Raw genomic sequence first — 15,613 nt, forward strand, 5'->3', positions numbered from 1 at the left:
AATTTTAAACGCTTTACTCCTTTTATGAAAAAATATCCCAAAACAAAATTCATAAGAGAATAGGAAAACAATTAAAGTTTCTATACAAAAAAACTAACTTGTCACTCCTCAAAAAACACCTACTCATTGAACGAAAGCTATCTAATAGAAGGGCTAAATAGGAAAGATAAAACCATTTTCGATCTGGTTTTCAAGTACTACTACTCTGGATTATGTACTTATGCTTATTCCTACCTGAACGATGAAGGCAGCTCTGAAGATCTTGTTCAAGAACTATTTTTAAAGCTATGGTTAGCCAAGTCTGATATTATAATCAATACATCTCTAAAAGCTTATCTCTTCACAGCTATAAAAAACCGTTGTACTGATTTTATTCGACACCAAGAAGTCAAACAAAAATATGAGCAATCTATATCTAAAAATCTCTGGCAAAGCGTTTTTATTAATGAATTCTATACAGAATCAGAGTTAGATGTAATTTTAGAACGAGCCTTAAAAAAAATCCCAGAAAAATGTCGTTACATATTTTGTTTAAGCCGCTTTGAAGGAAAAACAAATAATGAAATTGCTCTTAGCTTAAGCCTTTCCAAGAGAACAGTTGAAACACATATTAGCAACGCTTTAAAGATCCTCCGAGTGGAACTTGCCGATTATTTACCTCATTGCGTTATAGCTGCAATGGGAATTTTAACTTTATTAAACCAAGCTTAAACTCCCTACTAACCGCCATCTTCTTTTAATACATATCGCTATTTTTTTACGCATCCTTCTAATTTGCATTTTTAAAGTTGACAAAAAATGTCATTCGGCTTACGTGTAGTTGATTTGAAACACGTCTTAATAGTAAAAAAAGTTAGTCCATTTTACAATTTACTGAATGTCTGATCAACAAAAATCACGAGAAGAGTTAATTGCTGGATATTTTGACGATACATTATCGCCAAAAGAAAAAGCCTACGTTGAAGAATGGAGCAAGTCTAACCAATCCATTTTCAATGACTACCAAAAAACATGGCATTTTTTCTTATTAAAAGAACAAATGAAACGGTTTGATGCAAACGTTGCCCTTTCCAGATTTAATCAATCATGTTTTTACAACAACAATAGGCCGGATAATATCTACTTTATACGAAGGATTGCAGCGATTCTCATTATTCCCATACTACTAGGAAGCCTGTATTTCTCTTTTTTATACTTCCATAATAAACAAACTGCATTAATCCAACCTTGGCAAACCATAACGACTCCACTTGGGACGCGTACTTCATTTACTCTTGAAGATGGGACTAAAGTTTGGCTTAATTCTGGCTCAAAATTGTCATTTCCGAGTCACTTTTCAACAAACATCAGAGAAGTAAAACCATACGGTGAAGTATATTTCGATGTAGCCCCTAAAAAAACAAAACCGTTTATTGTCAATTGTGGCAAAATCAATGTAAAAGTACTAGGGACAAAATTTAATGTGCTATATAGCCCAACCGACCGGCTGACTAAGATTGCATTAGCTCATGGCAAAATCGAGCTGTTTACTGGAGACAAAAATAGTCCTTTTCCTCTACTACAATTAAAACCTGGAGAACTGGCCACCTACAATCAGGAAGCAAATAATCTAGCCATTAAAACTGATAATATCGAAAAACATATAGGCTGGATTAATGGCAGGCTATTTTTCGAAGATGACCCAATGCCTGTTGTTGTTGACAAACTGGAGCGTTACTTCAATATAAAACTCGAATATAAAGAGTCCGATTGGGATGATTTTTTATTAAATGCAAACTTCAAAGAAGAATCTTTGATACAAATCATGGAACTAATGAAAGTTTCCGTTCCTCTAAAATATGATATACTGCCAAGAGAAATACAAACAGATGGTAGTTATGACAAAATGCAAATAAAAATCTATAAATAATATGCCTATGAAATAAACCGGATAGTTAATGTTGTACAAAAGAAAGAGAAGAGCTCCACCTCCTCCCTTTCAGAAATTTTAACTGCTCCTTTTTGATAAAAAAAAGAAGCAATCAATTAAAAATGTAAGTTGTCAAAATTATGAAAAAAAAACGTATTTACGACTGGATTGTCTGTAGTATCAGGCGATTCGATAAAGAATTACTCGTTATGAAACTAATTAGCATTCTATTATTTGCCTTTGCCCTTCAGGGAGTCGCATCAGAAAGCTACGCTCAAATGGTCAAGATAAATCTAAACATGCATAACGCGACCGTCAAACAAGTTCTGAGCCAAATTGAAACAGAAACAGAATTTTGCTTTCTATATAATAGTAAAAAAGTAGATGTTGACAGGCAGGTTTCTCTAAAAATGGACCAAACAAATATTGAAGAAGTACTTAACCTGTTATTTACCAAATCAGATGCCAGCTATATGATCATCGACAAACAAATTGTCCTTGTTCCTTCTGGAGATAAGTTGGCTTCGCAACAAGAACGAAAGATAACCGGGCAAGTAGTTAGCGAAGACGGTGAACCAATAGTCGGAGCAACTATCGTTATAAAAGGAACAACAATTGGAGCCTCAACTGATATTGATGGGCACTATTCGCTTTTGATTCCTGTAAATGCCTCTACGCTCCAATTTTCATTTATTGGGATGAAAGCCCAGGAAGTTCAACTCTCAGGACAATCTGTTATCAACATAACGATGATTGAAGAGACAACCGGATTAAATGAAGTTGTTGTAACAGCATTGGGGATTAAACGTGAACAAAAAGCCATAGGTTATATCACCCAAAAAGTTTCCGGAAGTGATATTGTAAAAGCAAACACAACAAACATTGCCAGTGCCCTTTCAGGCAAAGTTGCTGGTGTCAATATTACAAACGCCAACCAGCTAGATGGTGGATCCAGCCGAATTGTCCTAAGGGGAAACAATAATATACAAGGCAATAACCAGCCATTGATTGTTATTGACGGAATGCCTCTGGAGAATAATGTTAACCTTAATATTAAAGAAGGGGAAACATCCGAAAATACATCCAGGGTCAGGGATTTTGGTTCAGCGCTCAATTTCATTAACAGCAATGACATTGAAGATATGAACGTACTGAAAGGACCAGCAGCCGCTGCTTTATATGGTGCAAGAGGAGCCAATGGAGTAATATTAATCACAACCAAAAAAGGAACAAAGAAAGACGGTATCGGAATTGACTATTCCTTTACATCTAAAATTACAACCCCTTACCGGTTTCGTGATCAGCAAGCGGAATATGGCTATGGAGGACTTCATTATTCTATGTATTCAGCGACAACAGAGTATCCCAAAGATGAAGAGGGCAATACTGTGTATCCTAAACAAACCTGGGGCTCCCCTCGCTGGGATGCAATCTACGGAAGGATGCCAGGTGGCTATATGACATATGAAGACCCTGCTTTTACTTGGCATGCTTATTCCATGTCATGGGGACGTAAATTAGACGGATCAATGATAAAATGGTGGGATGGAGAAATGCGACCTCATGAAGCAAGCTCTGAAGGTGAAAAGTATTTTTATAGGAATGGGATTACTAACACTCATAATATTTCATTTTCAAATGGTGGGGAATTTGGAACAGTCAGGGTTGGTATTACACGAGAAGACAGTAAAAGCATCGTAGATAACACCGACTACAACCGTACCGCTTTTTCACTGGGATCGAACCTAAATATTTCAAAGAGTTTAAGCACTGAAGTATATGCCACCTATAATAACTATTACAGACATAATGTTTTAGATATAGGGAATAATGACAACCTATTCAGTAAATATTTTTATATTTTCCCTACCGACTATAAACCAGAGCTAGCATACTCAATGTATAAAAAAGCTGATGGGTCAAGATTCGACTTTGGGAATACTTACGGTACCGGAAACTCCTTGTTTTGGAATTTGTACGAGAATGCCTATGACTATGAAAGGGATAATTTATTAGGTTCCCTAAACCTCCTGTATAATCCTTTCACTTGGTTAACCCTGTCGGTAAGAAACAGTATTGATTTGCGAATTGACGACAAAATACTGAAAGAAAAACCAACAGATAACCTGGGATTACAAAACGGATTTTATGAACATAAATTAGACAAAGAAGTCATTACAAATACGGATTTTCTTGCTACTGCATCAAAAAACGGCCTGTTTGTAGAAAAACTCAATGCCCAATTTTCGTTGGGAGCGACACGCTGGGAACGTAGCTTCTACGAAATATCCGGACAAACATCAGGTAAAAAATGGTTTAAAGACCCCTACCTATATACATTTGGAAATTACGACCCCGACAAACAGAACGGACAAATTAGGGGCGAACAAATTACAAAAGAGGACATCTTAAATAAAAGAATTAACTCGGTCTTCGGGTTTATCGATTTAAGCTACGACAATACGTTGTTTTTACAACTTACAGGCCGCAACGATTGGTCAAGTACACTACCGATGAACAATAATTCTTATTTTTATCCGTCGGCTTCTTTTAGCTTTGTTTTTACCGAGGCTATAACGATGCCCGAATGGTTTAATTTTGGGAAACTCCGTTTAGCATACGCCAGTGCTGCAACTGACACTGATCCATACCAAGTAGTACCAACATTCTCTTCCGGAGTATTTGGAGGAGCTTCTTACACATCTTTAAAAACAACACTCCCGCCGGTAAATCTAAAACCACAACGTTCAGAGTCGATAGAAACCGGAATAAATGTATCCTTATTTGAAAACCGGTTCAAGTTTGATATGACTTGGTATCAAACCCGATCTTTCAACCAAATTATGGAAGCACCGGTAGCTCTATCATCAGGCTATAATCGATTGCGCTTTAATACCGGCGAGATGGAAAATAAAGGAATTGAAATCATAACCGGTTATGACATAATTAGAAGAAAAGACTTTGACTGGAATATTGGACTTAATCTTTCTAAGAATAAAAACACATTACTATCTATGAGTGAGGGTGTTGATGTATTTGAAATTGGACAGATTTTTGGAGGTGCAGGCCCTGTAATTCAGGTTGAAGTAGGAGACAGTTACGGAAATATTTACGGATGGGATTACCTCAAAAACGAACAAGGTCAAAAAATTATTGAGGTTATCTACGATAAAACCGATGCCACAAAAGTAATTGGCACCAAGTATAAAACAACTCCTGAACGTGTAAAACTCGGAAATATAACACCCGATTTTATTGGAGGTATCAGCTCATCATTAAGATGGAAGAATTTAAGCTTCTCATGTCTGGCCGATTTTAGTTTTGGTAGCGATTTATGGAGTGGAACTTATGCCACTTCATTATCTTCAGGTTTAAGCCCGTCAACACTTTTAGAGAGAAACGGAGGAGGCCTGCCATACACCTATCCCGACGGTACTACTGCCAACCATGGAGTAAAAATGGACGGTGTATTAGAAGACGGCACTCCCAATAATCATGTGGTACATTATGCATGGAAATACGGACGTTTAGGCTCTTGGGGCGTTGGGAACCTAACAACTCCATCAGTATTGGACAACGACTGGATTAAGTTACGTGAGGTATCTGTTTATTACGACATACCACAAAGCTTTGTCCGTAAAACCAAAGTATTCCAATCGTTGAGTGTTGGCTTTACCGGGAGGGATCTGTTTTACTTATACAGCTCTCTGCCTGACAACCTGAACCCGGAAGCCCTGAGTAATTCAGCTGGAAATGCACAAGGCCTTGAGTTTGGAGCTTTGCCTGGAACACGGTCATTTAGCTTTACTTTAAAAGCTGCATTTTAATTTTATCAACCTGTAAAAAAAAATACAATGAAGAAAAATATAATATATCTATGTGCATCATTCCTGTTCCTATTGACAGGAAGCTGTACGGATGGGTTTGAAGAATTAAATACTGATCCTAAGAACCCAACAGAAACATCAGTTTACACCTTGTTTAATGGAATTATAAAAGAATCATTACCATTAGGATACAACGAAATAGCAGCTATACATAATGAGCAATACTGTTTCCAATCTCAACAATTGGGGAATGTTACTCCTGCACGTCCTTTAAGCAGTGGTGCCAATGATATATGGAATATTTATTACGGCCCACTAAAAAACATACACCTGCTGAAAAAAATGCTGGATGAAACACAAAGCTTAAAGACAGACAAAGCACATGCATGTTTGAATATTCTCTGGGCATATAAAACACTAAGGACAGTTGATTACGTGGGGAATATGCCTTTTTCTAATGCTGGTAAAGCTGACTTGGGGGCAGAATATTACAAGGTTGAATATGATGATCAGGAACAGATATACAAAGAATGTTTGACGATGTTGAATGATGCTGTTAAGGCATTAATGAATACGAGTGATACAGACCAATTAACATTTGGGAATAATGACACGTTTTTGAAAGGAGACTTTGAGTTGTGGATAAAATTTGCCAATTCAATAATACTTCGCTACGCCTTACAGGTACAGCATACCAATTCAGATTTCTATGTCCCCTTATTAACCGAAGCTATCAATAGACCATTAATAGAAGGAGACGAATCAATAGGTCTGTGGCCCGGTAACATGGGAAACTGGAGTGTCGATTCTAGGTCGGCTTCATTCAGAGAAAATAATAACTCTTGTATGGGGACTGCCATGTGGAATCAGATGTCGAAAAATGACAATGTAGACGGAAGCGGAATTATTGATCCGCGATGCTACGTGTTTTTTGAAACAAATATTGACGGTGAGTGGAAAGCATATCCACAAAACCCGGATGCATCGACTCCGGTACAAGACCGTGGAGCATACTTAACTGCATCTTATCCTGAGGGAAGAGGTGAAGGGGCTACCGAGCAAGAGTGGAACAACAAAGGAGCAGGATGCCGCTACTCTCCCGTAAACTTCTACCTGGTATCCGATCGCGAGTTTATCCCTCAAATGTTTATAACTGTAGCAGAAGTCCACTTTCTGAAAGCAGAACTTTACAACAGGGGCATTGGGGTGTCTCAAAATAACTCATTAGCCAAAGAAGAGTATGAGAACGGAATAAAAGCATCGTTGGATTTTTGGTACAACCAGGTTGTTGAGCCATGTGAACGATGGAAAATTAATAAACCATCTTTATCACAAACTCAGATTGATGATTATTTAGAATTTGCTGCTTACAGTTCAGATGAATCAACAGCTTTAAATCAAATTTACAAACAGATTTGGATTGATTCCTTTATGCAGCCTTGGGTCGGTTTTAACCTTTATCGTAGAACTAAACTAACCCCGCGAGATGAATCTGGAAACTATAACGACGGAGACTATAATTTTTACAATGTAATTTATCCCGAGAGTGAAAAGTTATATAATAGCGATAACTTTCAAAATGCAACACAGGGAAATAATAGTTCAAATAAAAAGTTATTTTGGCATAAATAATTATTAAGTCTTCTTTATGACTAGTCCTAAATAATCAATTACTCCTATTTAGGACTAGTCTTATTGCAAAAAATGCTCATACAGATACATTAGTATAGTCACATTTTTTTATTCTCTATTTTAGATACACTATTATTCAATTACCGTTAACTTGTTATTACTATGTTACACTCCCCAAAGCTACTTAAGGGGAGCCAGCTCTTGCTAATTCAGGAATGGAAGAATTGGAGGATAATCAAAAACCAAGACTTGAGATGCTTGGATTTTCGGGTTCCCGGACAATTTTGAATTGGATTGGATTGGAAATTAAAAAATTGGAATTTGAGTCAAGAATAAAGACAACAGACGTCAGATGTTAGATAATAGATATTCAGATGGTTGGACTGCCTTAATCTTTAAATAAGTCACCTAGGGTTTAAACAACTCTGAAATCTGAATTAACCCTAGGTGCTTAATTGAAAATTACCAACTCTTAACTGTACCGTTTACTGAATAGCAATTTCGTCGACAAACAGCCAGGCTTTTCCACCTTTTCCGGAATGCCACTCTGGAACTTTCCCGTAACTTTTAACTGTCACTTTCAAAAAGCGAGCGTTAATATCCTCTTGCTGAAGTGTAATTCTCCGGATGGACTTTTGGCCTGCACTTTTCAGAGGCTCTACCATTTTCCGTACCGGCTTACTGTACTGTTTTCCATCAGCTGACCAGGCAACTTCAATGTATTCCGGGAAGAAAATCCATGATTCTGCATCCTGAATAGAACCAACTGAGATTTCATTAATGACTTCTGTTTTGCCCATATCAATTGTAGCAACAAGGTCATTTCCTTCGAAGCCCAACCAAAATCCATCACTAAAAAAGCGGGTTCCTGTTTCGCCATCAACCAGCGATGCTGCTCCATTAGCTTTATACTTCGCATGCGGAGCCGACTCAATCGTTACCTTCTTGCCATTGGCTTTATGCTTTATCTGAAGACGCTTGGTTGGAATATCTTCCGGACTGGCATACTCCCAGTTCAAATAGTCATTCTTTAATTCTTCTACTTTCTCTGGATACTGAGTTGCCAGGTTGGTCATCTCCGTAGAATCCATTTTCAGGTTCACCAGGAACAACAAATCTTTGTCAAAGTCCAACTTTGTTTCATTGGATGGATCCTGTGGATAACCGATCAATTTCCAATCGCCTTTCCGGACAGCCCAACCGGGGCCACTCTTCCAAAAGAAAAGCTGATGAGGTGATTCTTTCTTCTTTTCAATCACCCGTGAAAGGCTGTGTCCTTCAACGCCTTCAGGCAGCTCTTTAATTCCACAATATTCAGCAATGGTTGGCAACCAGTCAATGTTGAAAGCCATTTGATGGCGCTCTTCGTTTTGAGGAAGGTGACCAGGCCAACTGATAATAGCCGGAACACGGATTCCTCCTTCAAATAAGGAAAATTTACAGCCACGGAATGGGCCTGCACTACCTCCACCTCCAAAGGTTCTCACCTCGGTCGAGTGTCCATGATCGGACTGGAAGATGATGATGGTGTTGTCCCGCATTTTCAACTCTTCAAGCTTGTTTATCAACTGTCCGATATGGTCATCAACCGTTGAAACAAAAGCGGCATAGTCCCTCCGGGGCATGTCTAAATCGTTATAATGCTCCCGCCACTTTGCCTTGGGCTGCAGCGGATAATGCGGCATGTTGATCGCATAGTACATAAAGAATGGCTCATCCTGATGATTTTCAATATAATCCTTGGCTTTCTGCTCCATCAGGTCGCCAAAATATTCTCCTTCACGGTAAACTTCCTTGCCGTTTTCCCAAAGATCATGACGGTTTGGGCCATTCCAGTAAAAAAAGTGCGAATAATTATCGATACATCCGCCCATGTGTCCAAATGAATAGTCGAAACCTTGTCCCAAAGGCATGGTTTCCGGCGTATAACCAATGTGCCATTTACCAATATGGGCTGTCGCGTAGCCAGCTTGTTTCATGACTTCGGCAATGGTAGCCCGGTCAGTTGGCATGCCCGAACTCCCTTCTTGCGAAGAAGCATTGCCCGGCAAGCCAGCAGCATGCGGATTCATTCCCGTGAGCATGGATGCTCTTGAAGGCGAACAAACAGGTGCCGCCACATAAAACTGTGTAAATTTAATACCGGTTTTCGCCAACTTATCCATGTTAGGAGTCGTCAAATCTTTGGCTCCATAACAGTTGACATCGACACTTCCCTGATCATCGGTTAAAATAACAATGACATTGGGCTTCTTTTTATTAGCAGGAGCAGCTACCGCTGCTACACCCGTACAAAGCAATAATCCTGCTGATAATACTGAATGGTTCATGTTTTTGTTTTATTTATTAGCGTTTGTAGCAATCGACCTCACAGCATTCTTCAAATCCTTTCCAGTCAATTCCCATTCAAATTCATTCTCTAATAGCTTGTTCGTTCTTCTGATTTCATACTGGGAGACATTTGTAGTAATCTACTTAACTTTGAGGATTTAGCAAAATGCCTCACAGATGAACAATGAAACTAATCTCCCAACTGCCTTATTTTAAACTTATCAAGCTCAGCTGTTTCATGTTCCTGCACAAAAATACGTTCAATTTGCTGAACGATTTCCGGATGTTGGTCAGCAACATCATTCAACTCCTGAATATCTTCTTCCAAATTGTATAGATGTACCTGCATGCTATCCTTGAAAATATTCCGGCGGATGCCTTTCCATTTTCCCATTCGAACAGCTTGCTGACCGCCCGATGCGGGAAACTCCCAATACAGAAAATCATGCTTCGCTTGATCAGTTTTCCCCATTACCTCTGGTAAAAAGCTAATTCCATCAACAGGATCTTTGAGCTCAGCACCGGTTAGTTCGCTGAAGGTTGGCAAAACATCATAAAAAGCAGAAATATGATCGGTTTCAGAACCAGCCTCAATTTTCCCCGGCCACTGAATGATCATCGGAACACGCAATCCTCCTTCGGTGGTAAAAGCCTTTCCCCACCCTCGTTCGCTTTTGAAGGGGCCACCGCTATCAAACCAAGGCGAGTCTGTTCCTCCATTAAAGGTTGGTCCATTGTCGCTGGTGAATACAATCACCGTATTTTCATAAATTCCTTCTTCTTTTAGGGTAGCCACCAATTCGCCAACCTGCTCATCCAAGTAAGAAACCATAGCGGCATAGGCAGCTTTGGGATTTCGGTGCGGGAAATAGCCTTGATTTCCAGTATAAGGCTCTTCGTCCCCAAACTTTTTCACATAGTAGTCAACCCAACGCTTAGGCGCCTGCAAAGGCACGTGCGGAATTGGGCTTGCATAATACAAAAAGAAAGGCTCTTCCTTATTTTCCTTAACAAAACGAATGGCTTCTTTTTGCATCAAATCAGCCGAATAATCGGTTAACCAGAAATCTTCATAAGATGCCGGATCGTATTTATCAACCTCTTTGGCTAATTTTTTGTGCGGTGCAACTAGGCGGTTGTCCAGCGGTTCTTTAATTGTATCGCGCCACAAATGCAGGGGGAAATAGGTATGGGCCTGACGTTGGCAGTTGTAGCCATAGAAAAAGTCGAACCCTTGTTTATTGGCAACTCCCTCAGTAAACGGAGCCCCCAGTCCCCACTTTCCGATAACTGCCGTTTTGTAACCAACCTGTTGCAATACGGTTCCCAGCGTTTGGGTTCCTGCCTTTAACGGACGTTGGCCTTCCAGCCGTGGATCTTTGGCCATCGCCTCAAAATCCCAGGTTGGCCCACGGTCGGCCCACTCATCATTGCCTCGAATTTGAGCATGCCCAGTGTGCAAACCCGTCAGTAAAACGCAGCGTGAAGGAGCACACACTGGCGCTCCGGAATAATGTTGGGTGAAGCGCATTCCCCGTTTGGCCAGGGCATCAATATTGGGCGTTTCTATTTTTGTTTGCCCATAACAGCCTAAATCACCATAGCCCAAATCATCTGCCAAGATATAAATGATGTTGGGCGTTTGTGATGAGCTAGTTTCGGATTGACTCCCTGTCGTACAGGAGGGGGCAAGCATCAAACTTGCCATAGAAGCTGAAACCAGCCCCGGAATCTTTTTTCTTAGTGTATTCATGAGTAGTGTTTTATCAGGTTGCTGCCTCCTTGAGCGAATTATTCTAATGATTCTCGTTCCAAGCAGCACCATCTTCAAGGCTTAAAGCTACAAAAAAACGAATAAAATCAGCGGAGAAGAGCAATACAGGTCTTATGCTTCACCCCTCCTTTATCCTGAAGATTCAATTTAAACAGAATAGATCATTCTCTCTTCAGACTGCCAGACTTTTAGAATACATTGTTTTCAATGCAAGTCCACCAACGTCCTCACCAAAGATCAAACACAATGGATCAAATAACGATAAAAGCTTAACGAATGATTCGTCCATAGAGACGGCACAAAAAAAGCCAATCCGAACAGTCAAAAGATGAGGAATAATTCCTCTCCTGGCTGAAAAGATTGGCTTTTTAGCTGGAAGAACTTACAAAATGTATTGGAAAGCCTACTTCCCAGAACTGAGAGAAGGCGGGAAAGGCTATGCAATGTTTCTCCGTAAAATGCTTATTTAAATTAATGAAAACAATTCGCCCTTTTTTATATCTAGTAGCATATCATTACTATTATATCGAACAATCGCCGGCTCTCCTAATAGAGACTTCACAGTAGCCTTTACAATTTTTCCTTCCTTCCATTTTATAGCTATCTCAAAGCCATTTGCTGCTCTTAATCCCTCTATTTCTCCTTCACCCCACACATCTGGTAAGGCCGGCAACAATTCAATGATCGGAACTTCTTCTCCGGCAACTTCTTTCGTCTCGTGACTTTGAAGCAACATTTCAATGATCCCAGCACCAGCACCAAAATTTCCATCAATATTGAATGGAGGACAAGAAGCAAGTAAACTTGGTAATAATCCTGCTTTGCGCCTATCTCCTGGAACAAACAGGTTATTTAGAATTCTATAGGCATGGTTTCCATCTTTTAGTCGCGCCCAGCAATGCGTTTTCCAAGCCATCGACCATCCCGTTGCTTCATCCCCTCTAATTTCAAGCGTCCGCTTTACAGCATCGAACAGCTCCGGAGTTTTATCTTTGGTGATTTCATAACCTGGTGACAACGCATAAAGATGAGATATGTGTCTGTGTTTCGGATCTATCTCCTTGTATTCCTTATCCCATTCCAGTAGCTGCCCTTTAGAGCCAACTTGGTAGGGTTGCATGTTGCTAAGTTTTGAAGATAACACTTGGGCAAAATCGCTGTCTGTATCCAGAATCTCAGCTGCCGCAATGCAATTCGAAAACAGCTCTTTGACAATCATTATATCCATGGTAGCCCCCTCACTAAAAGGAGTTTTGTAATCGGCTCCTTCCGGATAATATCCGGTTTCCGGAGATGATCCAATTGGGGTAGTATAATAACCTTTATCTGAAAAAATGAGCCAGTCATTAAAAAACTGTGCTGCACCTTTCATTACCGGCCAGTATTCTCTTAAAAACTCTTGATCTTTAGTGTAACGGTAGTGCGTCCAAATTTGCTGGCATAACCAACCTCCTGCCATGGGCCAAAACGAACACCACCCATTATCAACAGGCTGCGCACAACGCCAGATAGTTGTATTGTGGTGAGCCGTCCAACCGTTGTAGCCAAAGCTTTCCCTTGCATGCTTTGTTCCATCTACCGATAACTCTTGGGTAAAGCGGTGTATTGGTTCTGAACATTCGCTTAGGTTCGCCGATTCAGTCATCCAATAGTAAATTTCGGTATTAATATTCATGGTATAAGCACTGGCCCAAGGTGGGATAATCAAATCATTCCACATTCCCTGAAGATTAATGGGCTGACCTCCGGGACGCGACGATGCAATGGTAAGATAACGGGCATGCTGCATGAAAAGTGCGGCCATTGAAGGATCTTTCCCGTTTTTAAACAGTTCAAGACGTTGGTTGGTGGGCAGCTTACTTTGTTCGGTCATTTCGCCCAAAGTAAAACTTACCCTGTCGAATAACTCCTTATAATCATCTAGGTGAGCCTTTTTCAATTCCCCATAGCTTTTTGTTAAAGCTTTCTTCAGATTGAATGAAGCCATAATAGAGGGATCAACACCCTGTCTACTAGGACTTTTATCGAAACCATTATAGCTGGTATCGCCTGAAAGAATGATTTTTGCTTGGTCTGCATTTGAAACGACTAGTCTGTTACCTTCAACTTTTAAGGTGCCACCTTGCAACACAATTCCAACACGCCCCTGGTAGAAAGTACCTTTGCCATCCAGCTTGTCGCCATACATGGTCGTTTCGGTTCCAGGAATTGGATTACCGTTTTCGTCGAACAATTCAGGATACATCCACTCTTGCCCCCAGTCTTGAACCTGCTTTATAGATCGGCGAAGTGCCAATGCCGGAGCCTGCCCGTTCATGACAATTACGTTATTTTCAACCTTTGAACTGGCCGTTGGATGTGCTCCTTGCAATTCGATGGAGAAAGATAAATTCCCCTTTTCAGATGAAGACAAGTTTGTTACAATTACCTGATCGGGGTAACTTGCAAAAGTTTCACGTTCATAATCAACCTGATCAATAGAATAGGAAGTCCGGCAAATGGCTTCCGAAATATCCAGTTCACGTCTATAATTTAGAACACTGTCTGTATGGTCAAATTCAATGAAAAGGTTTCCGAAAGGCTGGTAGCAGGGTTGTGCCCTACCTATCCACTCATTTGCTACAATTTTGTTTACTTCATCGAGCTTACCTTCTTTAATAAGCTTTTTTACTTTTCCGAGGCTTTGGCTCACATCAATTTTAACGTGGCGTTGCCCGGGCTCACCCGAATAAAGCGTATTTTCATTTAATTGAAGTTGTTCGGTTTTTATTCCACCAAAAACCATAGCTCCAAGTGTTCCGTTACCTATCGGCAGGGCTTCGTACCAATCTGTTGCGGGTTTGTTGTACCAGAGTTTTGTGTCATATTCTGTTTTTGCGGGTTGGCACTCAATTATCAGGAATGTTACAAGTAATAAACTTAAAACTAATCTCATAATGATATTAATTTTTATAAGTAATACTGTTATCTGGAAATCACAAATCACTAAATTATAGTCTTTAAATTTAGTTACAACATCATTTACTGAGTAATTTCCAGCAAGTAACAACACGTCCCGGGTCCGTTATTAATATTGCATCCCCCCGGAGCAAAAAGGTGAGTTGGTTTTCCATCTTTAAGAAGCAGCTGAGGTCGTTCAAACTTAGGATGACGGTAATTGGCTGCCTGTTTAACAATGTTTTTATCAATGTACCGCTCCATCACATGAAAACCTTCTTCAGCCTGGTTGAAATCGAAAGAAAGTCCGTCATCGGAACGCAGCAAAAGCCCTTTATTGCGGTAGTTATCGGTAACTAACATACAAATTGTATTGCCATCCATAAAAACGTAAGGATCTTCGATATAGCGTGTGTTATTTATTAAACGCTTCTGACCATGAACATAAGGGCCTTCCAGCTTATCAGCAATGGCCACTACATAAGTATTATCTCCTTCCAATCCTTTCCATTTCACACGGTAGTAAAGATAGAATTTACCATTTGGATGATGTAACAACGCTGGGTTGTCGACGCCCCTGCCGGCTGCCCGCAGCGGATAACTCCAGGCAAGGGTATCGTCTTTTTCGGGTGCCGACAAAACATACCCACAATCTTCCCACGCGTCATTCAAATCCCGGGTTTTCATCATTCCTATCCGAAAACTTGAAGCATTCCTATTGCTTATCGTTGAGGCATTTGCTACATAAAGCAGTACAAACTCATCTCCAATCTTTGTTATAAATGGATTATGCTGCGATCCAGTGTTCCAGGCTCCCTCTTTGGCCTGTCCTGGCTTAAGTAAGGTCTTTACATACTTGTAAGGTCCCTCAACCTTGTCTGCCACATAGTGTGCAACTTCCGAAGTAGCATACCAATGGTTAAAACCATATTGTGTTTCCTTGTCGTTAACTATTGGAATTCGTGAGGCAAATACATGTACACGCCCATCATTTCCCCATATCGGCGAGGATCCCCAGATATGAAAGTCGTCATCTTCGATTATTACCTCTTTAAAAACCAGCTGATCGGCAAAACTCTTATTTACTTTCTGATCAGCACTAGTGATTTCCTGTGCTTTGACTCCTAACATTGCCAAAAGCAATAGAACTATTAATAAAAACTTTTCCATTTCAACAAGATTTTTTATTTTCAAATTAATCTG

The 15,613-nt window shown here is 40.0% G+C and carries 8 protein-coding genes; 4 read left to right on the forward strand and 4 right to left on the reverse strand.

Features of this window, described 5'->3' with window-relative positions; translation table 11 throughout:
• Positions 1-126: 126 nt before the first annotated feature.
• From Q1A18_RS16285 to Q1A18_RS16300, 4 genes are all read left to right on the forward strand, one after another.
• Positions 127-711: an RNA polymerase sigma-70 factor gene (locus tag Q1A18_RS16285; RefSeq protein ID WP_299583035.1), complete on the forward strand. Its 585-nt coding sequence runs from the start codon at positions 127-129 to the stop codon at positions 709-711.
• Positions 712-877: 166 nt separating this feature from the next.
• Positions 878-1,909, forward strand: coding sequence for a FecR family protein (locus Q1A18_RS16290; RefSeq protein WP_299583038.1), 1,032 nt, complete (start codon positions 878-880; stop codon positions 1,907-1,909).
• A 140-nt stretch (positions 1,910-2,049) separates the two neighbouring features.
• Positions 2,050-5,736 (forward strand): SusC/RagA family TonB-linked outer membrane protein, encoded by a 3,687-nt coding sequence (locus Q1A18_RS16295; RefSeq protein WP_299583041.1) that lies wholly within the window; start codon positions 2,050-2,052, stop codon positions 5,734-5,736.
• 27 nt (positions 5,737-5,763) lie between these two features.
• Positions 5,764-7,368, forward strand: a complete 1,605-nt coding sequence (locus Q1A18_RS16300; RefSeq protein ID WP_299583044.1) for a SusD/RagB family nutrient-binding outer membrane lipoprotein — start codon at positions 5,764-5,766, stop codon at positions 7,366-7,368.
• A 485-nt stretch (positions 7,369-7,853) separates the two neighbouring features.
• On the opposite strand, the gene Q1A18_RS16305 is transcribed toward Q1A18_RS16300, so the two are convergent.
• From Q1A18_RS16305 to Q1A18_RS16320, 4 genes are all read right to left on the reverse strand, one after another.
• On the reverse strand, positions 7,854-9,698 hold the full coding sequence (locus tag Q1A18_RS16305) for a sulfatase-like hydrolase/transferase (protein ID WP_299583047.1): 1,845 nt from the start codon (positions 9,696-9,698) through the stop codon (positions 7,854-7,856).
• A 191-nt stretch (positions 9,699-9,889) separates the two neighbouring features.
• A complete protein-coding gene (locus Q1A18_RS16310) occupies positions 9,890-11,452 on the reverse strand; it encodes an arylsulfatase (RefSeq protein WP_299583050.1) in 1,563 nt (520 codons plus the stop codon).
• Between the two features lie 487 nt (positions 11,453-11,939).
• The gene (locus Q1A18_RS16315) at positions 11,940-14,525 is read right to left on the reverse strand and encodes a glycoside hydrolase family 95 protein (RefSeq protein WP_299583053.1); all 2,586 of its coding nucleotides are present in this window, start codon (positions 14,523-14,525) and stop codon (positions 11,940-11,942) included.
• A complete protein-coding gene (locus tag Q1A18_RS16320) occupies positions 14,495-15,580 on the reverse strand; it encodes a glycoside hydrolase family protein (RefSeq protein ID WP_299583056.1) in 1,086 nt (361 codons plus the stop codon). The genes Q1A18_RS16315 and Q1A18_RS16320 overlap by 31 nt, the downstream gene beginning before the upstream one ends.
• Positions 15,581-15,613 lie beyond the last annotated feature (33 nt).

Origin of the sequence: uncultured Sunxiuqinia sp. (assembly GCF_947495665.1) — a bacterium.
Taxonomy (GTDB): Bacteria; Bacteroidota; Bacteroidia; order Bacteroidales; family Prolixibacteraceae; genus Sunxiuqinia; species Sunxiuqinia rutila.